The sequence below is a fragment of the Candidatus Parakkermansia intestinigallinarum genome, from assembly GCF_944389695.1.
Classification (GTDB): domain Bacteria; phylum Verrucomicrobiota; class Verrucomicrobiia; order Verrucomicrobiales; family Akkermansiaceae; genus Akkermansia; species Akkermansia intestinigallinarum.
This window is the reverse complement of record NZ_CALXNG010000021.1, coordinates 1-21,897: the sequence shown is the minus strand read 5'-3', so window position 1 is coordinate 21,897 and position 21,897 is coordinate 1. Positions and strand designations below refer to the sequence as shown.

The window sequence follows — 21,897 nt, the reverse complement described above, 5'->3', positions numbered from 1 at the left end:
GGGGAAAATCGGGGGACTTGGGTATGGGAGGGCGGGGCGGGTGTTCGCCGCGCTCGGCAGGGCGCCTTCGCGTGGGTGCCGGTGGGGCGTCAGTCCTTCTCGAGGCTGTGGCGGGCGTATTCGACGGCGCCGGCGGCGTCGCTGCCGAGGAGGTCTTCAAGCGTGCAGCCGAGGGCTCGAGCGAGGAGCAGCACCTCCGCATCCACCACGCGGCGCTGGCCGTGCTCTATTTTGAGGATGGTCTCTCGCACGATGTCCCACCCCAAAAGCTGGCAGGCTCCGGCGAGATCCTCCTGCGTCCACTTCCTGGCGCGGCGCAGTTTTTTGACGGCGGGGCCTACGATGTTGATTTTCTTTGCTGCGGCCATGTGACGGTTTCGGTACAATTCTAGCAGGCTTGCTGCTTCAAAAGGTACCGATATGAGTAGATTTTCGGGATTCCGGCTGCTCTTTCCCGGGCTTGTTTGTGTTATGGTGAGCTTCTGTTCCGTGGGGTGGCATGCGGGGGCTGCCGGGGCTTTTTCAAGGGGGGCCGGCTTTGCCTCGGGGAGGGAAGGGGGCTGTTATGGGGGGGTATTCGGGGCTTTTTTATGGGGGTGTATAACGTAAGGAATCTATTAAGCCTCAGCACATAAGACTTGCCCCGCCTCGTGCGCTTGCGGTTCCCGCGCAGGCCTGTTTTTACCCATTCCCACTTTTTTGACATGAAACGAAGCCTTGCACGTCGTCCGAATCCGAGCGCTGAGAGCTGATTTAACCTACTAAAGCGCCAATCAGTTACGAATGATGCACCTCTAAGAACGTCAACCTTCCCCATCGGGAACTCGCTTTCCGGCCGCTTCCCGCCTTTTACTCCCATGCAACACCAACCTCATCACAACCGAAAGACAATTTCCTCCGCTATGAACACATCCATCATGCACAGCGTTTCACGTGCCCTTGCCGCTGTATCTGCCGCCCCCTTTCTGTGGGCGGCGGTTCCGTCTACCCCCTCCCGCATCCCGGAGCCTGACCGCTGCTTGTCCTGCTCCGTTTCCCCGTCGGACGCTCCCGGCAACCGGCAGGCGGAGAACTCCCTCAATCCGACGAGCGAGTGAATCCTCCAACGCATTGAGAATGAAGAAAAAAGAGCAAAAAACTTCGTGACATTTTCTCCCGGGCGTGTTACATTATACGATACACAAACCGTTTACGGTAAATGTGCAAGAACAACACTAAAACAACGAAACAGTCATGAATCCAGAAGAGAACAGACGCGCCTTCCCGATACCCCACCAGCTTGCCGACGAGCTGGCCGGGGGGTTGGAGAACCTCATCGTATGCACCGGCACGAAGGACTTTGGGCCGATCTATCCCGGAAACGAAGACCTCGGTGGTTTTTACTTCAGCTACCCGCGGCGGTTTGCGAAGAACCGCTCGAATCTGGCGAGAATCCTTGCCCTGAAAAACGGCAAGAGGCGTATCGAATGGTACAACTACCGGAAAGGGTACGGGATGCGGCTGTCATCAACCGAGCTGTTGGAGACGTCCGACAACATCGAACCGGCCGATTTGGAGTCCGTCTGGTGGGAGCACACCGCCTGCGCGGTACGCCCGCCGTGGATTATCGAGGCCTTCAAGTCGCGGGTGAAGCTCGGGAAGGTCTTCACCACGCGAGGCGTAGACGAGAACTTCAGCCGAGATGAAATCCGCGCCTGCATCAAGCGGCATGCGGCAGGCGACTGGGGCGACATCTGCGAGGAGGACAAGAAAACGAACGAGGAATCCCTCGACGAAAGGAACCCGAGGCGCGTCATGAGCGCCTACAAACTATCAGGAGAGCGCGTCCTGTGGATCATCACGGAATGGAACCGGGAGGCCACAACCGTCCTGATGCCCGACGAGTACTAGGCCTCGGCCCGGCAACCTCGGAACGCTTGTTCCGGGGTTAGCCTTTGATCGCAGCCATGTCCACCCTCTCACCCGAGCAAGCCGACACCGTACTGGAAGTCAACCGGGCCAACGCCATCAAGCAGGCCGTCAGCAAGGTGAAGGCACGCAAACCGCTCAGCCGGGCAGAGATTGACCTGCTGCAAAGCATCGCCTACAGCCCCGGGCAGAAAGGGGACTTGACCATCACCGTAGCCAAAACCGTCGTCGAGCTGGCGGCAGCGCTGGGATGCAGCCGCCGCAGCATCTCCAACTGGCGCAAACTGGAAGGAGCGCCGGAACCCAATGCGAACGGCACGCACGACGTCATCGCCTGGCGTCGCTTCATGCACGAGAAGCGGCTGGATGGGAGCGAGCCGGGCGATGAGGAAGGGCTCAAAATCCGCAAGCTGATGGCTGAGATTCACGAACGGGAGTTTCGGCTGGCCATCCGCAAGGGCGAGTACATCCGCAAGGAACTGGTGCGGGAAGCGTGGCTGGGCCGGTGCGGACGCGTGGTGAACCTGCTGCGCTCGAAGTTTGAAAAAGAAATGCCGCCCCAGTTGGCGGGGCTGACAGCCCCGGACATACAGGAGCGCCTCACGGCAGCGATTGACGAGGTGCTGAGAGACCTTCACGACGGTAAAGAGGGGAGCCTGACGCCCTGAGAGCATCGGTTCCAGCGATGGGTAGGTAGGGTGCTGTTCTGCGATGTGTTGACGGGCAAAAGCCGTCGGTGATACTCTGAGCTCCTGCAGGCGGTGCTCGAAAGAACGAGAGCCCTTTCCTCCCGTTTTTGACACGCCGCCTATAGTGTCCGCAAACTGCTACGGTTGCAGCGGAGGACAAACACACAACATAGAAAATACACAATTATGTCTCAAACATTGGACATTCAGACGGACGCCGAAGGTCGCATTGTTGGCCTTTCCGGCAATTTCTCAAAACAGACTAACTCAAACGGTGCGGAAGATCACTTCGCTCCGGATTCGGTGAGCCTGACTGTTCCCGAGAACACGGAAGCACATGTCACAGCCTCGATGACTGTTGACGATTGGGGGTATATTGATATTACTCCCGCCTCCGGTGCTTCTATTCGAGCCATTGACCTTACCTCTAGTGTAGAAAGCCCTGGTCCTCGTGGCGGTCACGTGAGATGGAGTGCTCAAACCTCCGATGACATCGTGCTGGCGCCCGGTCAGTACAGCATTACGGTTCGTCAGGATAATGCTCCTTACAATGAAGCGTATGCAGCACAGGCAGGCAATAACGTCTCATTCTGTCAGGCGTCTGTAACGATTGAGTATGTTGCCAGCCTCTCACCTGTGAAAACTATTTCGGTGCTGACGGCTGATGAGTACGGCGAAATCGACGCTACAGGCACAACCTGTGCAGGATATATTAAATCAGGAGATCGTGTGAGCAACGGTAAGCACGCCATTAGTGTCGGACTGGAATATTCCGGCCCCTCTCCTGATCCTGATTTTGATCCTGTCCCCTCTAGTTCGATTGCTAGTGACAACTTCACACCGAGTCATATCGAACTTGATTCTTCCGGCAAAGCACGTTTTAAGGTTTGGACGATGGGCAATACCGGAAATAAGTCCGTCGTAAGCCTCAATGGGGCTACATCTGAACCAATTAGCTATCTTCCCGCTGTATTTGAGGATAAGTTCGAAGTTACCGTTTATTACACATGCATGGAATCCAGTTTTTCCGGAGAAAATGACGCCAACCTAGTTTGCCATGTCGGGGATTCCAATACGGAGACGGTTATTGTATCGGAGGTAAACTCTGCCTTCAAACGTCAAGTTGTTGAGGAAGGTTTTGGATTACTGAAAACTCCTATTGTTTACGATGGGGTAACGTATCCCTACCTTGCCAAAATTGATTCAAAGTGGCGAGTTTACGAACACGTCCTTGGTAGCGCAAACAACGAGCTTGTTCCAAGGCGTTCTTGCGCTACAGATGGTAGCGTTATTAAACAGGGCTCTCGTATTCAGATTTTGCTTGGTGACGAGCTGCTGAGTTCTTTTGAAAATGAGCAAGGGGTTTTCGTCGCAGGGGATACAGGCTCCGCTATTACGGGTAATCATATCGATTTGTATTGGGGGTGTGACGCTCCGTCACCCAACAATCCTAGTATTCCTGCCGGACTCGCCCAAGGGATTACTTCCGGTAATCGGTTCCGCGTTGTACTACTGTCAGAAAATTAATTAGTATCACAGATTCTAAAGGCCGGAAGAAAAGCTTCCGGCCTTTAGAATTTACAGTATATTCAGAACATTTATTTCGGAAAGTTGTATATCGCTGTGAAAGTATTGTAACGCTTTTAATTTGCCATCTTCAACAGACCACTTAACGCGAAATCGATAACGGCCTTCCGTTAGTAGTTCAATAAGTGTAGCATCTCTTGTGTTGTCAGGTGATTCTCTTACTATCTCATATATGGCATAAAACGAATTTCGTCGACCGCAACCTACACAAGCAAAGCAATTGTCAGTCAGCCATAATATCTCATGGGTTGGAGGAGGAGTTACTTGAACTTTACCGGCGGCATATGTAAATAACTTCATGATCGTACCATCGTTTTTTTTCATGGACAATATAGGTTCATGAGTAGTAGTATTATACTCCATTATAATGACATCTCCTGTACTATTGGGCAACGATTGACATATGGGGTCTTTATGGGTATCACTAACTTCAGTGATGCCGCTATTTTCTGCGGGTGGATCGTCGTCTCGGTCGAGAAAGCTGCAACAATGCACTAAAACGTCATCTCCCTTATATTCCGGGGTGTGGACGCTACAAAAGTGCTTGTCGACATCGCCCGGGCAGATAAGAGCATCTGCATACGCCATACCGGGCAGCAGGGAGAAGGCGGCAAGACAGGTGAGTAAGAGTGTTTTCATAAGTGAATGGTTTGAGTTGATAGTTCTGTTATCTCGGGTGACGAGCCCTTGTTCCGCACAAAGGCGCATAGCTCACATCAATAATACGCTCAAGACACGAAAAATCTTTCAACTTTTTGACAAAATCTGAAAAAAAGTTGGGAAATCATCTCACCGGCGCCTGTTGCGGAGGGCATTTGCGGCGCGAGCAGACGCCCTGAGTTTTGACAACACGTTTAACCGTGTGCAAGACCGCCTCAAAATCTCGGAACTGGAAACCCGATTCGCCACGCTGTGGGATGCCGCAGGTGGGCCTGAACTGCAACGGGAATACCGCTTTGCGCCCCCGCGCCGCTGGAGGGCGGATTTTGCCTGGCCGCAAGCCCGCCTCCTTATCGAGATTGAGGGCGGCCTCTGGAAGCGTGGGCGGCACCTGACGCCCCAGGGCTTTGCCGCCGATGCAGAGAAGTATCTGGCGGCCACGCTGCAAGGCTGGACCGTGGTGCGGCTGGTCAGCATGCAGCTCACGCCTGAAACCGTCAAGCAAGTGCTTGCCTATGCCCGAGACCGAGTCAGAGTATCTGGAGAACCTCTGGCGTGAAGCGTGGACTCCACCCGACCGGCAAGACGTCTGGAAGTGGGCAGAAGAACACATCGAAAGCATCCCCTACTCACCGATTCCGGGGCGGTTCCGCATCAGCAACTCGCCGATGCTGCGCGACGTGATGCAGGAAATGGTCAACCCGCGCACCCGGCTGGTGAGCATCATCGCCGCCGTGCAGAGCTCCAAGTCCACGGCCATTGAAGTAGCCCTCTGCTACATCATCGCGAACCTCCCCGGGCCGACCCTGTGGCTTGACCAGAATGACGACGACGCACGCGATCAGGCCGAGGGGCGACTCAGAAAACTCTTCGACCACTGCCTGCCGGTCAAAGCCCTGTACCCGGCAGACAAATACAAACTGCGCAACACCACCATCCACTTTGCCAACGGCATGACCTTGTGGGTGGAGGGTGCGTACAACAAGAGCAACCTGCAGCGCCGCTCCATCCGCTGGCTGATTGGAGATGAGACCTGGCGCTGGCCGGCGGGGCACATGGCCGAGGCGGAAGCCCGCACAACGGCCTTCGGCTGGCTGGGCAAGTGCATCTTCTGCTCCCAGGGCGGCTTTGCAGAAGACGACACGCACACGAAGTTTGCCACGACCGACCAGCGCGAGTGGATGTTTACCTGCCCGCACTGCGGCGAGCAGCAGCCCTTCTCATGGACATGCGTGGAATGGAGCAAGGACTGCAAAGATGCCGACGGCAACTACGACTTCCGCCAGGTGCGGGCGACGACCCACATGCGCTGCGCCCACTGTCAGGCGCGTTTTGAAGACCGCGACGACGTGCGGCGAGACCTCAACGCGAGAGCCCGCTTTGTCGCGATGAATCCCAACGCCGCCGCCGAATACGTGGGCTTCCACTGGAATGCGCTCGCCACGATGAGCTGGGGCATGCTTGCAGAACTCTACCTGCGAGCCAAAGCCGCCGCACGCAAAGGCGACTACACCCAACTGCGGCAATTCTACCAGAAGCGCCTCGCCCTGCCGTGGAACGACGTGCAGGAGGACTACCACCTCGAGACCACCCCCTCAGACTACCGCATGGGCGAGCCTTGGGAACAGGAGGGCAACATCGGCGGCATCGCGCTGCGTTTCCTGACCGTCGACGTGCAGCGAGAAAGTTTTTATGTGGTGGTACGCTCGTGGGCCTTGGACGGCAGCTCGCGCCTGATGGACTGCGCGCATGTGCAGACGTGGGAAGACATCGTCACCATGCAGGAGCGCTACGGGATACGCGCCAACCTCGTCTTCGTGGATGCCGGGTACTCGACCTACGAAGTCTACACCCGCTGCGCGGAGCACGGCTGGACAGCCCTGATGGGCGACAAGCGCAACACCTTCACGCACCGACCGAGCGGAGGCAAGCCGGTCGAGCGCTTTTACTCCCCCAAGCGCAGCATCAACCTCGGCTATGCCAACGGCGGCACGCGAAGCTGCGACATGTTCTTCTGGAGCAACCTCGGCATCAAAGACGCCCTCTTTCGCCTGCGCAGCAACACCACGCCCCCGCTCTGGGAAATCCCCGGCAATGCCCCCTCAGATTATCTGGACATGCTGGACTCGGAAAGCCGAACCTACGAGAAAGGGCGCTGGGTTTGGCGCCAGATCGGCAACCGCCCGAATCACTATCTGGACTGCGAAGCCATGCAGGTGTGCGGTGCCATCATGCTCAAACTGGTGGGGAGCGAGAGCAGTACGGGCGGAGACGTTTTGACAACACCCCAAAAGGCATGAGTACAATCTACTGCGCACACACCGACATGGTAGCGACCGATTCACTGGTCGAGAACCCCCGCAACCCGAACCGGCACCCGGAAGAACAAATCGTCGCCCTGGCGAAAATCATCCGCCATCAGGGCTGGCGCAACCCGATTGTCGTCAGTCGGCGGTCGGGCTTTGTTGTGAAAGGACACGGGCGCCTGCTGGCCGCCCGGATGCTGGGGCTCGCCGAAGTCCCTGTTGATTATCAGGACTACGAAAACGAAGCCGCCGAGTGGGCCGACATGGTGGCGGACAACAAAATTGCGGAACTCTCCAGCATGGACGAAGCCGAGCTGAACCGCATCCTGCGCGAGCTGGACGGCGAGATCGATCTGGAGCTGACCGGCTTTCAGGCCGCCGAACTCGAGGACATCCTGGCACAGGTGGACGAGCTCGACGACGTGCCGGACGACCTGCCGCTGGATGCCGATAACGACAGCACCGTCACCAACCTGCCGTTTCTATCCTTCGGCGCGAAGAAAATCTACATGCAGCCGGACGAGGCCGAGCGGTTTAGCGCCCTGCTCAAAGCCTACAGTGCCGAGCACGGCAACTACAACGGCCTGGCACTGGAACTTCTGGAGCATGGAGACGCGCGGTACCGCAACGCCGAATAACCCCCACCCGAAGCATGAAAGCGGAGTTCATACCGGCCTATCCCATCAGCGAACTGAGCCCGGCGGACTACAACCCGCGCCAACTGGCGCAAGAAAAGTTCACGCTGTTGCAGGAGAGCCTGCGGAAGTTCGGCGTCATCAAGCCCGTCATCATCAATGGCAAGAACGGCATCCTGACAGCGGGGCACCAGCGCACCCGAGCGATGAAAGCCATCGGTCTTGAGTACTGCCCGGCCATCCGCCTGCAAGGCATCACCCGCACCGATGAAATCCGCTTCAACCTCTTTCACAACAGCGTCGAGACCAACAAGACCCCGGTCATGCTGGATTTGGACGGGAGCGCCCCGGAGCCGGAAACCTACAGCTACATCGAGCCGGAGCGCATCCACTTCAAGCGCAATGCGAACGCGCTCATCATTAACGGCATGAGCGGGCTCATCCTGCGCTACGGCGGCTGGGGCAGCATCGTCTGCGCCGAAGACGGGCGCGTGCTGCTCAACTCGGACTACGCCGTCGCCTGCAAGCAACTGCGCATCCCCTGCCTCTGCTACATGATACCGGCAGAAGACGAAGCCGAGATGCTGCGCTACCTCTCCATCGACTACGGCGTCTACTACTACGACGCCCTGGGCGTCAAGTCCTACAACCAGCTCCATTGCCAAATGCACCGGCTGCAAGGGACGAAATCGCGGCGCATCACATCCACGCTCTACGAAAACTACGTCATTCCGACCCTGCTCAAAGACGAGCGCTCCGTCGACTTCGGAGCCGGGAGGTGCGCCTACGCCGACATGCTGGCGCGGCAGGGTTATCGCATGCTGGCCTACGAACCGCACTTCCAGTGCAAGGGAACCCTCAACGTGAGGGAAGTCGTGGCTCAGATCGGCAAACTCTGCCTCGACCTGCAGCAGCACGGCCTCTTCGACGTCGTTGTCCTCGACAGCGTGCTCAACTCCGTCGTCAACACCCGGTTTGAGCATGCCGTGCTGACCACCTGCAACGCCCTGCTCAAGCGGGGCGGGCGCATCTACATCGGCACCCGCAGCCTCTACTTCACCGAGCACCTCAAGACCTTCAAAACCTACAACGGGCACGGGCGGGACATCCAGTTTCTCGACAAGGACAACTTCGGCGCGACCTACCGCAGCGGCGTCTGGACGATGCAGCATTTTCACACCCACGAGAGCCTGCGCACCCTGCTGGAGGAATACTTCGGGCGCGTCGAACTGCGGGGCTCAGAAGGCGAGCCGCAGCTCTACGCCATCGCCGCCGAACCCCGGGTGCTGCCGCGCCGCAAAGTGCTCGATGCCCTCAACATCGAGTTTAACATGGAATACCCCGGCAACTACCGGCACAACCGGCACGGCAAACTCGTGGAAACCCTCATGGGCAAGCTGGAGGAAGAGCGCGGATTTGAGCAATAATCATTTGAAAAACAGTCGCCGATGTGCTATACTGAAACAAAGCAGCCGACCATGATCAGCCTCCGCCACCTGCACGTCAACGCCCCCTTCAGCTATCTCTGGCTCAAATACGTCAGCGGCGTGAATCTGAGCGTCCACTGTGCCCGCTGCCTGCTGGGCGAGTACGACCCGCGCATCAGCGCCCGGGTGAAAGAACTGCATGAGCAGCCGCTGCGCCCATCCCCGTGCTACTACCTCTGCGGCGTCAGCAAGCCCTACGTCTGGAGCCGCAACTTTCACTTGGCCTTCCGGGAAAAGGAAGGCAGCCTGCTGAGCGTCTCGCGGCAGGGCATCCAAGTCGAAATCGAAAACGCCGAAGAAATCGCCTTCAGTCAGGCAGACATCGACCCCGCCGACCCGCACGCCCGCTCCAGGGCGTACTTCACCTGCCGCAACTGGCAGTTTGCCCACCTAATCAGCAAGCAGGGGTAACCCCCTCGGCTGAACACCTTGGACGGGGCTTTTTTTGACAACCGGCCATAGGTGTATGTTCAAGTACATCATCAACCGATTGACGGAACGCTCCACATGGCTGGGGCTCATTGGCCTGGTCACCGCCTGCGGTGCAAGCCTTGAGACAGCACTGGCGGAGCAGATCATCGCCGCCGGAATGGCAGTAGCCAGTCTGGTCGGCATCGTTACGAAAGACAAAACCGAAGGAAAGGAGGAAAAGGGTAATGGCTGAGAATCTGGAGGAGGTGAGGCAAGATCGCGCCTTTTGGCAGCGCCTGATGCGTTTTGCGGGGTACTACAAAGGTGAGATCGATGGCATCATCGGCCGCCAGAGCCAGGCGGCAGCAGCCGCCTGGCAATCAGCAGCCGAAGCGCACCGCGCCGAGCTGGGCAGCTTTGACGAGCGCAGCGAGCGCAACATCGCCACGCTCACCCCCGAGACCCAGCGGCTTGCCCGGCTGTGGCTTTCCAAAGCCAAAGCCGCCGCCCAGGCAGAAGGCATGGACGTGCGCATCATCTGCGGGACGCGAACCTACAAGGAACAGGACGCCCTCTATCGCAAGCGCCCGCGCGTCACCAAAGCCCGAGGCGGCCAGTCCATGCACAACTTCGGCATCGCGTGGGACATCGGCATCTTCAAGGGCAAGGAATACTTCGGCGACCACGCCCTCTACGGGAAGCTGGGCAAACTCCACGCCGACATCCCCGGCCTGACATGGGGCGGCACGTGGACAAGCTTCGTCGACCAGCCGCACTACCAGCTCAACACCTTCGGCAGCACCGCCGCGGCGCGGAAGCGATTTGAAGCATAAGGAAGAAGCCCCCCATAGAGAGCCATGAGCGCGAAAGGACTCTTCATACACGGATTCTGCGAAGCTGAGGTCGAAGCCATGCTCACCTCGGCCAAAGCCCTGCTGATGGAAGGCAAAACCGTAATGAGCTGGAACGACGGAGGCACCTCCGTGGGCAAGCAATTTGTCATGCCTGTCACCGACATCATCGAAGAATGCCAGTACGCGCTGCGTTACTTCAAGCGCCAGAAAGAAACAGACACCCAAGCAGAAGACCACCCCGGCTCCCTGAGCCACGTCGGCTGGAGACTGCCGCACTGAAACCGCCGCCGCACTGAAACCGCCGCCGCACTGAAACCGCCCGCCGCAACGCACCATGAACTTTCTGCAACGCCTGGCCGCCCGCATCTTCTTCGGCACGCACTCCGTCTTTGAAGGCGCGAACCAATCGCCCCGCCGGTCGAACGTACCGGGGAGCGGGCCACGGGACACCACGCTGGACTTAACGCCCGGCGTGCGCTCCGAACTCGTGAGGCGCAGCCGCTATCTGGTCAAAAACAGCGGCTTCCTGCAAGAAATCATCAGCAGCATGGCCCTCTATGCCATCGGCGACGGCATCCTGCCGCAACCCTCGGGCAAAGACGCCCGGTGGAACCAGCAGGCGCTCGCGTACTTCAACCGCTGGGCACATCGGGCCGAAATCACCGGGCGCTTTGACCTGACCACCTGCCTGTATCTGGCCTGCATGGCGTTGGAGACCGACGGAGAAATCTTCGTTCTCAAAACGGAAGAAGACGGCGAGCCGAAAATCCAGCTCATCGAAACGCACCGCATCGGCAGCAGCGGAGCCGGAGAAGAAAGCGACGGCACCACCTTTGCGACAGCCACGGCAGAAGACTCGCTCATCGACGGCATCCGCCTGTCGCCCCTGGGCAGGCCGCTCGGCTACCGCCTGCTGCTCGACGACGGCAGCCACCGGGAACTCGCCGCGCGGGACGTCCTGCACGTCTTTGCGCCGATGTCCATCTCGCAGGTGCGGGGCTACCCGACCATTCAGCACAGCATCAACCACATGCTCGACATCCTCGAGCTGCTGGCGCTGGAAAAGCACGCCGTAAAAGACAACGCCGACATCGCCCGCGTCCTCAAGACCAGCCGCTATGAAGTCGACGACCGCGACTTCCAGCTCAGCAGCCCGCCGCAACCCAGTGGCAGCGACCCCGGCTTCCTGCAAACCATCCTGGGCGGCAAACTCGTGAAAATCCAGCCGGACGAAGCCATAGAAAGCTTCCAGAGCAACCGGCCCAGCCCCACCTTCCAAGGCTTTTTGGACTACCTGCAACGCGACAGCGCCCTGGGGCTGTTGCCCTATGAGTTCGCGAGCGACTCGTCCAAAATCGGCGGGGCGGGGGTGAGACTCATCGTGGCGAAGGCCGACCGCAGATTCAGCCGCAGACAAACCCTGCTCATAGACCGTATGCTTCGCCCGATCTGGCGCTTCGTCATCGGGCATGCCATCACGGCGGGCAAACTGCCACCCGCAGAAGACTGGACTGAGGTCGACTTCGTCACGCCCCGCCGCGTCACGGTGGACGCCGGACGCGAGTCCCAGCAGAACCGCGAAGACGTCAAAGCCGGGCTCAAAACCCTCAGCGACCACTTCGCCGAGCTGGGCTGCGACATCAACCATGAGCTGGAAACCCGAGCCCGGGAAATGGCCCTCATCCGCGACATCGCCGCCCGCTACCAACTCAACCCGCAAGACCTCTGTCAGTACTACATCCCACCCACCGCACCATGATCACGTCGCATACACAGCCCTGGCTCATCACACTGGAAGCCTACTGCGAACTCAACCGGGCCGAGCAAAGTGCCGCCGGAGCACAGGCGGGCGAGGCCACCCGAGCTGCCGAGCCGCCCTACGAGCTCCGGGACGGCCTTGCGACCGTGCGGCTGCATGGTCCCCTGTTCCGGCGGCTCACGCCGCGCATGAGCGCGGCAGCCGCGTTCTGCGGCCTGCGCCTGTGCAGCATGGAAGAAACGGGCGCAGCGCTGCTGCGAGCGGCCGCAGACCCGGCCGTGCGCACCCTGCTGCTCGACATCGACAGCCCGGGCGGCACCGTCAACGGCACCCCGGAGCTGGCCCAGCTCGTGCGCGGCATCGCGCGGCAGAAACACGTCTACAGCTTCACCGCGGGGCAGTGCTGCTCAGCGGCCTATTGGATAGCGAGCCAGACGGACGTCATCTACGCCGCGCCCTCCTCGGCGGTGGGCTCCATCGGCGTTCTGCTGCCCTTGGTCGATTGCAGTGCCCTCTATCAATCCTGCGGGCTGAAGATGGAAGTCTTCGCCGCCGGGAAATACAAAACCATCGGGCTTGAAGGCACCAGCCTGACCGACGAGCAGCGCGAGCACCTCAGCGAGCAAGTCAACAAAACATGGGCAGACTTCCGGCACGCCGTCACCCGCCGCCGCCTGATCGCCCCCGAAGACATGGAAGGGCAGAGCTTTTACGGCACGGAAGCGCGGGAGAAAAAACTCGTCGACGCCTGCGTGCTCTCGCTGCCCGCGTTGCAGGAAAAACTCATCCGGCGGCATGCCGCGGACCTCAGCACTGCCTCCCTTTAACCTCCCTTTAACCCCTTTTTGACAACACCCGTAAGGTATATGGAAACACTCGATGAACAACTCGACGCCGCCAACGCACGGCTCACTGAGCAGACAGAACAACTCCGTGCGCTGGAAGCAGAAAACACCGCCCTGCAAGTGGCCAACGATGAGCTCAAGGAAAACCTCGCTCACAGCAAGGCCCAGCTTGCCGAGCTGGAGGGCAACTACCGCAAAGCCCTCGACGACGTGCAGCGCCTGAAAGCCGAAGCCAAAACGGCCGAGCAACGCGCTGCGGAATACTACGGAGCGAGCACCGCCGCGCAACCCGTCACCGGCAAGGGCGACCCGGCACTGCGGCCGGTGCGCGAACGCTTTGCCGCCATCAGCGACCCGACGGAGCAGACCCTCTTCCTGCGCTCGCTCAGCGCCTCCGAGCGAGCCGAACTCTACAGCAAACCTTAACCGCACATCAACACAATGGCAAACACCCTTACCGATCTGAAAGACGTCCGCATTGCGCAGGCCGCCTTGCTGCCTTGGATGACAGAGCTCATGCCCCTGTCCGTCTTCTCGACGAACTTCAGCCCGAGCCCCTCCGACAAAGGCGACACAGTCAAAGTCCCCGTCGTCGGAGCCCCCACAGCAGCTTCTGACTTTGCGGGCACCTACATGCAAGACATCGACAGCGAAGCGAGCAGCGTGCCGGTCGTGCTCAACAAGCACAAGTTCAAAACCGTGCACCTGACGGCGAAAGAAGCCGCCACCACGGCCGTACCCCTGCTGGAAAAGCTCGTGGCGACGGCCGCCCAGCAACTCGCCATCGACGTCCTCACCGACATCTTCAGTTGTGTGAAGAAAGCCTCGTTCAAGACAGCCGCGGACGTAGCCTCAGCCGAAGCCTTCAGCTACAAAACCGTGCTGCAAATCCGCGAAGCCTGCAACAAAGCCAAAATGCCGAAAGCCGGGCGAGCCCTTGTCGTCAACACCAGTCTCAACACCGCTCTGCTGGCCGACGACATCGTCGCGCGCAGCTTCATCACCAATCTGGCGCAGCCCGGCGTCGTCGAAGCCCGCATCAACCGCTTGGCCGGCTTTGACGTCTACGAGACGGACTGCGTGCCGGACAACGGCGAAAACCTCGCAGGCTTTGCGGCGCACAGCTCGGCCGTCGCCGTCGCCATGCGCTACTTGCAGCCGATTGCCAACTACGACGAAGCCGGAGCCGTCACCGACCCGGTCACCGGCCTGACCTTCGGCTACCTGCGCTACACCGACACAGCCTCCAACAAAGTACTCATCACGCTGGAGTGCTTGTATGGCTACGAAGTCGTGCGAAGCGCAGCCTTGCAAAGGATTTCCATCACAACAGCCGGGGCATAAGGTAGGAGTGAGAGATGAGCACGGTACATGAAGAAATGAGTGCAGACTTTATGGCCGTGCACCGAGACATGCCAGACTGCATCGAGTTGGGGAAAGACAGTCTGGCAGCCCTGGTGAGTGATGGCGCACGGTCAGCGGAGCTTGAGCTGGCAGGCTTTGCCCCGGTTCGCACGCTGACCGTGCGAGTGCTCAGACAGCACCTGAGGAGCTCCCCGCAAGTCGGGGAGCTCCTCACCCATGCCAACATCCCGTACCGCATCACCTCCGTCAGCGAGAAACCCACAACCCCCATCATCACCTTGGAATGCCAGCAAGCGTAACCATCTTCTCCGGCGCACTGACCCGCAAGCTGGCCAAGCTGGCGATACTGGGGCAGAAGAGCCTGCTGGAAGCCGTAAGCGAAGGCGCCCGGCGCTTCGTGACCCAAGCCGTGCGCAACACCATGCCGATGCTGCTGAGCAAATCCCCCTCCAGCGCCCGGCGAGAGTGGACGCAGCGCGTCACCCTCTACTTTGAAACGCACCGCATCACGCGCAAAGGCTACCGCAAAGACGCCGAATTGCGCCGCCTGCTGGCCGCCAAGAAGAAACAACTGGGGCGAGAAGCCGCAGGCTGGAACGCCGCCGCCGAGCAACTGCGCAGCCCGCGCATCCCCGCCTGGGTCAAACGCCACGGCACGCAGGAAGGCAAGTGCAGCATCACGCGCCAAGGCGACCGGGTGACCATCATCGTCACCAACTCCGTTCCCTACAATGAAACCATGACCAAGCGCCGCGCCCTCTACGCCCTCAGCAACGTCGAGCGCGGGCTGGCGGGCAACCTGCGCGCCCTCAAGCGCAAACTCATCAGCCGCGTCCGATGAACCCGCACACCCTGGCAGAAAACGTCCGCAGCTACCTGAGCCGCGCCCAGACGGAACTGCCCGTCTACGCCGCCGTCGGCACCGCCGAACTGCACGCCCCCTACGTCCTGCTCACCTGCGTTGCCGAGAAAGAACTCATCCCCGGCAATCACACCTGGGAATACACGCTGGAAATGAGCCTGATTAGCTGCGCCTGCGACGAAAGCGACGAAGAAATGCACCTCAGCTTCGGCACCCTCTGCGCCCTGCTGGAAAGCCCCCAAGCCCTGCCCAGCATCAACACCAACGCCACCGATATGCTCCTCTACCACCTCACCCTGCACAGCACCGCCGAGCCCCAGGCACAGGACACCCTCTTTACCCAGAGCGCCACCTTCCGCATCGTCGTCCAATTCTGACCCCCCGACCCGCCACCATGCAAAGCTACGGCAACACATCCAAAGTAGAAACCGAGCGCGAGTTCGTCTTTAACTACGACGCCAAAACCGGCAACACCCTGACCATCACCTACGACGTGCCGGAAGAAAGTGCCCTGAGCAGCCTGCCGGCTCTGGGCTCCGGCACACCGCTGATGAGCGGCGTCTACCTGCGCAAAGCCACCGTCAAGCCCGGCGAAGGCGGCATCGCCTCCGTACGGCTTGAATACGGCAGACTGACAGACGGGGAAGGGGACGATGAGCAAGAAGACAGCAGTGAAGATGACGCCGAAACCGACGACGAAGACAACGACGCAGAAATCATCGAGCAGACACTGGAAGGCTCCGTCAACGACGAACCCCTGCTGGCCCATCCGAAAGCCCAGGCCCAAATCACCGACGCGCACCGCGAATACCTCAAAGCCGTGCAGGACGGCGTGCGCCTCTGGGAGATGGTCACCGAGCTCAACGAAGACGGCTCCCCCAAACTGGACAAAGACAAGCAACCCGTCATGCGTCCCCTCAAGCAACTGCTCAAAAAACTCTCCGGCAACGGCAAAGAAGTCCTCAAATTGATACAGAGCGGCATTCACTCCTACCGCAGCCCGGGCGCCACCTACCGCATCGTCCGCATCGTCTCCGCCAAATACGTCAATCTGGACGGCCTGGGTCAGATCGCCTCTCCGGAAGGCGCCCCCACCCCGCAGAATCGCAACTGGCTGCTGGTCGGCAAATCCTTCTCGCGAACATCCAGCGACCAGAAGCGCAAATGGCGCATCGAATCCATCTACGAACTCTCTGCCCCCGGCGGCTGGAACAACAAACTCTACGGCTCCTGACATGGGCAAGGAAATCCCCCGGGAAGTCCGCGCCGGAGAAGTCATCTCCGCCGCCTGGCTCAACAGCATCATCTCCTACCTGCGCTACCTCCACGAACAGCAGTTGCGCCGCCGCATCCTGCGCGGCGTAGGCTACCAAGCCAAAGAATCCGCAGGCGGCACCTCGCTGACCATCGACCGCCAAGCCATCGCCCGCGCCATCTCCGACGATCTGGACATCCTTCGCAATCAGGAGTTTCGCCTGCGCATCAAGCCCAGAAACGAATGCCGAGTTGATGACGAAAGCGGCGACTGGGACAAGGTGCTGCAGGTGCACATCGGGCGCGTGACCGACCACCTCGGCCATGAAATCACCGTCACCGCGCTGGAGCAGGACGACGAAAACAGCCAAGTCACACCCAGTCCCGACACCGAAAGCACCGTCTGGGACGCCGGGGAATGGGTAGACGTCGGCATCCTCTCCCCGTCATCCGGCAGCACCAGCGGCGAAGCCGCCCCACAGGCAGCCGAGGCCACCGAACCCGGAGCCGGCGGAGCAAGTGATGAAGAAGGCAGCATCAACGTCTACGTGCGCCTGACCCTCTCCGGCACCGTACCCCAGCAGGCCGTCTTTGCCGTCGAGAAAAAGGAAGACACCCAAGACCTCTACATCCCCATCGGCAAAGCCCGAGCCGAAGTCGTCAGCGAGTTCCTGCGCATCTACATCAATCAGTATCAGGAAGGCCCGATCGAACTTGGCGGCGTTGTACCCGCCATGCCCTTTGACGTCAACGCGACCAGTGCTCCGGGAGAACCCGGCGGCAGCGGCGATTATACCGAACCCGGGGGCAGCGGCGATTATACCGAACCCGGCGGCGTCCGCCAACTCGTCTCTCGGGGAGAACCCGACGGGGGAGAAAGCGAAACAGCCTACTACCTGAGCATAGAAAGCGGTCGCGTCTTCCTGCCCGAGCGCGAGTTCGTCGAAATCCCGCGCAAAGACAAACTTCAGATCACCGCCCCCGGCAGCACCCGCTACGTGACCCTCACCCTCACGCGCAGCGGTGCAGGGCAGTACACCTACGCCTACACCCTCGAAGCAGAAAGCGCCCTGGGCACCAAGCGCCTGGCCACCGAGAAAGCCCCCTCATGAGTGAATCCTCCACCGCCCCGCTGGAAGTCGAAGTCGCCGCCGTGCCCCGCTTCTTCCCCGGCAAAACCACCCCGGGAGCCTCCGCTTCTTCCGGCAGCTCGGCCAGCGAGAACAGCGGGGGCAGCTCGGCCAGCGAGAGCAGCGGGGGCAGCGGGCAGCCTCCCACCCTGAGCCGCCTGTACCACGGCGACCTGCACATGCCCCCCGGCGTCTTCGGCACCTTCAATGACGCCACCGGCACAATGGACGCCGAGCGGAGAGCCGAGTGGATGCGCCAATGCCAGCCGGAAGCACCCCAAAGCGACCCGCAAAAGCCCGACATCCAAGGCTGGACCTACATCGCCGACTACACCATCCACCCCCTCACACCCACCCACAGTGGGCCGCTGCACTACTACATCCACGCCCGCATCCGGCACGACAACCGGCTGGAGTTCGGTGCCTTTGCCGAGCCCTGCCAAGGCAGCAGCCGCCGTCAATACCCCCTGACCCGCATCTCCGGCTCAGGCAACGCCCGCCCCACCCTCACCCCCTGCCTGCACGGCGACCTCGCGCCCGCCCTGCGCATCGCCGGCAAAGCCGAGGCCGAAGCCAAACTCCTGCGCAACGGCAAACTCATCCAATCCGCCGCCCCCAAACTCATCGGCGCCCTCATGAACGTGGGCAACGCCCGCATCGCCCTCTCCTACGGCGACTCCACCACCTATCTTCTCAAAACCTACTACGGTCACATCTGGGTCTACTGGGGAGCCATCATCGACAACATCCTCTACATCGCAGGCATCCCCGCCTACACCGGCCAAGACCGCGGCACCATCGTCTGCTCCTCGACGGAAGACGGCCGGGGCACGCGCCGCTCCGTCAGCCTCCCTCCCACCGAAGACGACCTGCGCACCCAGTTTGGCGGCAGCGTCCTCGTCTCCGCGCTCTCGACCGTCCCCCTGCAACGCACCGCCTTTCATCAGGCCGTCGAGCGCGTCTGGGGCATCTCCTCCTCCCCTATCGGCGGCTTTGAAAGCAGCGACGTCAACGTCGAGCGCTTTCTGGAAAGCTACGGCGACACCACTACCCCCACCGTGCTCTGCACACGCGCCCTCGCCCGCGTGCAGACCGACTCCGGCACACCCACCCTCACCCGCCTCTACCATGGCGACGTCTATACCGACAGCACCCTGCTGGGCTACAGCGGCGGCGTCTACGCCACCCCGCGCGGCCTGCTCATCCGCAACATCCGCGACGTCACCACCTCCTTCATCTACCCCGAAACCGGCGGCGGCTGGCCCTCCTCCTCCGGCGCCAGCGGCTTCATCGCCACCAAAACGCGCTACGACCGCCTCGGGCACGTCCGCTACGCCGCCCAAGCCTTCGTCGCCGGGCACGTGGGCAGGCACTACTACATCAAAACCGTCGGCTGCTTGCATCCCTACGGCGCCTATGATGAAAACAGCATCCTGAGCGGCGTCGACGCCCACCTCAGCCGCTCCAAAACCCCGAACCCCTCCGATCAGCAGGATGAACCCGCCTGGGGCGGAGGCGGCGGAGGCGGCGGCACTGGCAGCGGTGACGACGACGACGACCCCACGGACTGGCCACCCACCCGGCCCACTCTCGACAGCGGCATCTACCTGAAGGAAGGCAGCGGCGTCTCCATCCAAGCCACCCAAGACATTCTCCGTGACAGCGAGGGTAACGTGCGCGACATCATCTACACCTTCACCCTCTCCATCGCCCCGCAGAAGTTCACCGCCCAGACCGCCTACACCGCCACCCTCAACCTCAGCACCTCGAACGGCGGCAGCTACACCGCCTTTGGCAAATCCTGCACCATGTACTACGGATTTTCCGCCGCCTCCTACCGCGGAGCCTCCGCAACCGTGACCTACAAAAGCTCCTACATGTATGGCGACAGCGACCCCAAATCCGCCACCGTCCAAGTCCGCATCAACGGCAAGCTGACCGTCACCGCCCGCGCGAGCCGCGGCTCGGCCACCAGCAAACAACTCCCCACAAGCAACATCCTGAACTTCTCCGCAACCGGCGGCCGTCGCCGCGTCTGCACAGGCGGCGTCACCAAAGACTTCACCATCTACACCGTATCGCTCAACACCGCCAAACTCCGGGGCATCGCCCTGAACGCCGCCTACCGCGCCGTCGCCTCCGCCCAAGCCACCGTCACCCCGCCGAGCGTCAGCGGCAGCAACATCGGAGCACCCTCCGGCGGCCCATCCGTCAGCGCCGCCGTGCAAACCCTCACCCCGGCGCACACCAACCCCTACACCTCTTACGCCACCACCGTCACCGGCTGCCTGCCCGTCACCATCACCGGCATCCATGAAGCCAGCGGCAGCGCCAGCGCCAGCATCAGCGGCAGCGCCGGGTGGACGTACGATGAAGGCAACTCCCGGCTGCGAGGCAGCGGCAGCATCTCCGGCAGCTTCTCCGTCAGGCTCAACACCAAGTCCTTTTGACGCTGTTTAGTCCTGTTTAGTCCTGTTTAGGCCGTTTTGACGGACATTTTGACACCGCGCCATAGGTGTATGGCAACAATCATTGGAACCGTCGGCATTTTCGGCCTGGAAGAAGACCAGCAGGGCATCCTGCTGGAATCCCAGGACTTCGACTACAAGCCCGACTCAAAAGTACAGCGTGACTACCGGGGCAAAAAGGTCGGCATCATTTTTTACGATGACCAGACCGATGTCTCCATGAAGGGCTACATCCCCCGGGAAAACCCCACCGACATCAAAACCGGCCAGACCCTCGTGCTGGCCAACGCCGCCCCTGATCATGGGCTCAGTGCCGTCGAAAGCGGCACCAACGTGGTAACCGGCATCAAAATCGGCCTCAAAAACGAAGATCTGGCTACCTTCGAAATCTCGTCCACCATCTACGACTTCTAACCCACATGGCATTCGCTCCCGATGCTTTCAACTTCGTGCGCAGCCGCGACAACGATCTGGACGCACTGATGCTGGCCGCCTGCCTCTCCGCGCTGGGAATCCCCTTTTCCGAGCGACCGGGCTTTCGGGTAAGCGGCGACACCGAGCCCGTCGTCAACTGGCTCTTTGAGGAACACTCGCTGGACGGCAAGTACAAAGCCAGCGAAATGATTGCGCGATGGAAAGACACCGCGTGGATTGCTCGCGAAGACAACGAGCACCCGCTCGCCTACATGGCCGCCGCCATGCGCAACCTCTCCACCCTCATCAGCCATCACCTCGGCCAGACCCCGCGCATGGAGCTGCTGAAGCGCGGCAGCAAGACCCTCCTCATCCCTGAGGGCACGCCCGAGTCACAACTCGGTTTACTCCTCGGCAAGTTCTGCCGGAGCTGACCCCGTTTTTGACACGCGCCCTTAGATGTAGGCCTTCTCGCACACACCTGTGAGCCTGAAGGACAACACCAAACCAAAACAAACACTATGTCTGACACAAACGATAAGACACCCGTCCCGGCTGACGACCAAAGTGCAGCCACCCAGATGAACAACCCCGCCGCGGATGAGGCATCCGCCCCGGACTCATCGCCCATGAACCCGAACGCCGTGGCAGAAGCTCCCGCTCCTGCCGTTTCACCCGAATCTACAACCTCTAACCCTCATTCTCATACGACTATGACACAGAATAACAACACCCCCGCCGGTTCCGTCTCTGACGCGAATGTCGCCTCCGCCAACCTGAACGCCGGTACGGACTCCGCTCCCGTTCAGGATGTCGCCCCCGCCACCCCTGACTACAAGAAGTGGTATACACCCGCCCCCATGCCCCTCACGGCAGAGCAGGGCACACCCGTCCAGCCCGGGCAGATTTTTGCCTCCGGCAGCGACAACCGAGATCAGGATCCGCCCACCAACGGCGAATCCTACAACATGAATGAGCCCTTCAGCATCCCCACGGACGTCGACGCCGAAGGCAACCCCGTCCCCGTGACGGCCAAACTGAGCCTTACCTACAACGTCGAAGACTGGGGCACGGCCTCTCTGGATGGCGAGCAGATCATCGACCTGTCCGACACGGAAGCCGCCACCGGCCCCCGCGGCGGTCATACGACGTGGGGCAAAACCGCCAACGCCGTGGTGCAATCGGGCTCTCACAACCTCGATCTCACCTACCAGAACATCACGATGCCCAACCCCAACTACAACAAAATCGTCTGCAACTACA

General features: G+C 60.5%; 25 protein-coding genes and 1 pseudogene. 24 read left to right on the top strand and 2 right to left on the bottom strand.

Going from position 1 to position 21,897, the window contains the following annotated elements; genetic code table 11:
- Nucleotides 1-89 precede the first annotated feature (89 nt).
- Entirely contained in the window at nt 90-368 is a 279-nt protein-coding gene (locus AC6UAL_RS06955; protein ID WP_500682653.1) for a helix-turn-helix domain-containing protein, read from the bottom strand.
- An 865-nt stretch (nt 369-1,233) separates the two neighbouring features.
- Here AC6UAL_RS06955 and AC6UAL_RS06950 point away from each other — a divergent pair.
- From AC6UAL_RS06950 to AC6UAL_RS06940, 3 genes are all read left to right on the top strand, one after another.
- Complete coding sequence (locus AC6UAL_RS06950) at nt 1,234-1,890, top strand: hypothetical protein (protein ID WP_500682652.1); 657 nt, start codon at nt 1,234-1,236, stop codon at nt 1,888-1,890.
- Nucleotides 1,891-1,946: 56 nt separating this feature from the next.
- Nucleotides 1,947-2,576, top strand: coding sequence for a hypothetical protein (locus tag AC6UAL_RS06945; protein ID WP_500682651.1), 630 nt, complete (start codon nt 1,947-1,949; stop codon nt 2,574-2,576).
- Nucleotides 2,577-2,783: 207 nt separating this feature from the next.
- Nucleotides 2,784-4,124, top strand: a complete 1,341-nt coding sequence (locus tag AC6UAL_RS06940; protein ID WP_500682650.1) for a 3D domain-containing protein — start codon at nt 2,784-2,786, stop codon at nt 4,122-4,124.
- Between the two features lie 51 nt (nt 4,125-4,175).
- Here AC6UAL_RS06940 and AC6UAL_RS06935 read toward each other — a convergent pair whose 3' ends face one another.
- Nucleotides 4,176-4,823: a hypothetical protein gene (locus tag AC6UAL_RS06935; protein ID WP_500682649.1), complete on the bottom strand. Its 648-nt coding sequence runs from the start codon at nt 4,821-4,823 to the stop codon at nt 4,176-4,178.
- A 223-nt stretch (nt 4,824-5,046) separates the two neighbouring features.
- Between AC6UAL_RS06935 and AC6UAL_RS06930 the strand changes: the two genes are divergently transcribed.
- The 21 genes and pseudogenes from AC6UAL_RS06930 to AC6UAL_RS06830 all read left to right on the top strand — a co-directional run.
- Nucleotides 5,047-5,403 (top strand): putative endonuclease domain-containing protein, encoded by a 357-nt coding sequence (locus AC6UAL_RS06930; protein ID WP_500682648.1) that lies wholly within the window; start codon nt 5,047-5,049, stop codon nt 5,401-5,403.
- The gene (locus tag AC6UAL_RS06925; RefSeq protein ID WP_500682647.1) at nt 5,360-7,144 is read left to right on the top strand and encodes a terminase gpA endonuclease subunit; all 1,785 of its coding nucleotides are present in this window, start codon (nt 5,360-5,362) and stop codon (nt 7,142-7,144) included. Before AC6UAL_RS06930 ends, AC6UAL_RS06925 begins: the two co-directional genes overlap by 44 nt.
- Nucleotides 7,141-7,788: a ParB/Srx family N-terminal domain-containing protein gene (locus AC6UAL_RS06920; RefSeq protein ID WP_500682646.1), complete on the top strand. Its 648-nt coding sequence runs from the start codon at nt 7,141-7,143 to the stop codon at nt 7,786-7,788. Before AC6UAL_RS06925 ends, AC6UAL_RS06920 begins: the two co-directional genes overlap by 4 nt.
- Nucleotides 7,789-7,802: 14 nt before the next feature.
- Nucleotides 7,803-9,212 carry a ParB N-terminal domain-containing protein gene (locus AC6UAL_RS06915; protein WP_500682645.1) on the top strand — a complete coding sequence of 470 codons (1,410 nt, stop codon included), beginning with the start codon at nt 7,803-7,805 and terminating at the stop codon, nt 9,210-9,212.
- Between the two features lie 51 nt (nt 9,213-9,263).
- On the top strand, nt 9,264-9,683 hold the full coding sequence (locus tag AC6UAL_RS06910) for a hypothetical protein (RefSeq protein ID WP_500682644.1): 420 nt from the start codon (nt 9,264-9,266) through the stop codon (nt 9,681-9,683).
- Nucleotides 9,684-9,738: 55 nt separating this feature from the next.
- Nucleotides 9,739-9,936 (top strand): hypothetical protein, encoded by a 198-nt coding sequence (locus tag AC6UAL_RS06905; protein ID WP_500682643.1) that lies wholly within the window; start codon nt 9,739-9,741, stop codon nt 9,934-9,936.
- Complete coding sequence (locus AC6UAL_RS06900; protein ID WP_500682642.1) at nt 9,929-10,516, top strand: M15 family metallopeptidase; 588 nt, start codon at nt 9,929-9,931, stop codon at nt 10,514-10,516. The genes AC6UAL_RS06905 and AC6UAL_RS06900 overlap by 8 nt, the downstream gene beginning before the upstream one ends.
- 24 nt (nt 10,517-10,540) lie before the next feature.
- Nucleotides 10,541-10,816 (top strand): hypothetical protein, encoded by a 276-nt coding sequence (locus AC6UAL_RS06895; RefSeq protein WP_500682641.1) that lies wholly within the window; start codon nt 10,541-10,543, stop codon nt 10,814-10,816.
- A gap of 55 nt (nt 10,817-10,871) precedes the next feature.
- Nucleotides 10,872-12,296, top strand: coding sequence for a phage portal protein (locus tag AC6UAL_RS06890; RefSeq protein WP_500682640.1), 1,425 nt, complete (start codon nt 10,872-10,874; stop codon nt 12,294-12,296).
- Nucleotides 12,293-13,123 (top strand): S49 family peptidase, encoded by an 831-nt coding sequence (locus AC6UAL_RS06885; RefSeq protein ID WP_500682639.1) that lies wholly within the window; start codon nt 12,293-12,295, stop codon nt 13,121-13,123. Before AC6UAL_RS06890 ends, AC6UAL_RS06885 begins: the two co-directional genes overlap by 4 nt.
- A 39-nt stretch (nt 13,124-13,162) precedes the next feature.
- Nucleotides 13,163-13,567, top strand: a complete 405-nt coding sequence (locus tag AC6UAL_RS06880) for a hypothetical protein (RefSeq protein WP_500682638.1) — start codon at nt 13,163-13,165, stop codon at nt 13,565-13,567.
- Between the two features lie 15 nt (nt 13,568-13,582).
- Nucleotides 13,583-14,485 (top strand): major capsid protein, encoded by a 903-nt coding sequence (locus AC6UAL_RS06875; RefSeq protein WP_500682637.1) that lies wholly within the window; start codon nt 13,583-13,585, stop codon nt 14,483-14,485.
- Between the two features lie 14 nt (nt 14,486-14,499).
- On the top strand, nt 14,500-14,805 hold the full coding sequence (locus tag AC6UAL_RS06870) for a hypothetical protein (protein WP_500682636.1): 306 nt from the start codon (nt 14,500-14,502) through the stop codon (nt 14,803-14,805).
- The gene (locus AC6UAL_RS06865) at nt 14,790-15,347 is read left to right on the top strand and encodes a hypothetical protein (RefSeq protein WP_500682635.1); all 558 of its coding nucleotides are present in this window, start codon (nt 14,790-14,792) and stop codon (nt 15,345-15,347) included. The genes AC6UAL_RS06870 and AC6UAL_RS06865 overlap by 16 nt, the downstream gene beginning before the upstream one ends.
- Entirely contained in the window at nt 15,344-15,745 is a 402-nt protein-coding gene (locus tag AC6UAL_RS06860) for a hypothetical protein (RefSeq protein WP_500682634.1), read from the top strand. The genes AC6UAL_RS06865 and AC6UAL_RS06860 overlap by 4 nt, the downstream gene beginning before the upstream one ends.
- Before the next feature lie 17 nt (nt 15,746-15,762).
- The gene (locus tag AC6UAL_RS06855) at nt 15,763-16,602 is read left to right on the top strand and encodes a hypothetical protein (protein ID WP_500682633.1); all 840 of its coding nucleotides are present in this window, start codon (nt 15,763-15,765) and stop codon (nt 16,600-16,602) included.
- Between the two features lies 1 nt (nt 16,603).
- Entirely contained in the window at nt 16,604-17,734 is a 1,131-nt protein-coding gene (locus tag AC6UAL_RS06850) for a hypothetical protein (RefSeq protein WP_500682632.1), read from the top strand.
- Nucleotides 17,731-20,202: a hypothetical protein gene (locus AC6UAL_RS06845; protein WP_500682631.1), complete on the top strand. Its 2,472-nt coding sequence runs from the start codon at nt 17,731-17,733 to the stop codon at nt 20,200-20,202. The genes AC6UAL_RS06850 and AC6UAL_RS06845 overlap by 4 nt, the downstream gene beginning before the upstream one ends.
- Nucleotides 20,203-20,271: 69 nt before the next feature.
- The gene (locus tag AC6UAL_RS06840; protein WP_500682630.1) at nt 20,272-20,634 is read left to right on the top strand and encodes a hypothetical protein; all 363 of its coding nucleotides are present in this window, start codon (nt 20,272-20,274) and stop codon (nt 20,632-20,634) included.
- A 5-nt stretch (nt 20,635-20,639) separates the two neighbouring features.
- Nucleotides 20,640-21,068 carry a hypothetical protein gene (locus tag AC6UAL_RS06835; RefSeq protein ID WP_500682629.1) on the top strand — a complete coding sequence of 143 codons (429 nt, stop codon included), beginning with the start codon at nt 20,640-20,642 and terminating at the stop codon, nt 21,066-21,068.
- Between the two features lie 87 nt (nt 21,069-21,155).
- Nucleotides 21,156-21,897: pseudogene (locus AC6UAL_RS06830) on the top strand (hypothetical protein); the annotation flags it as partial.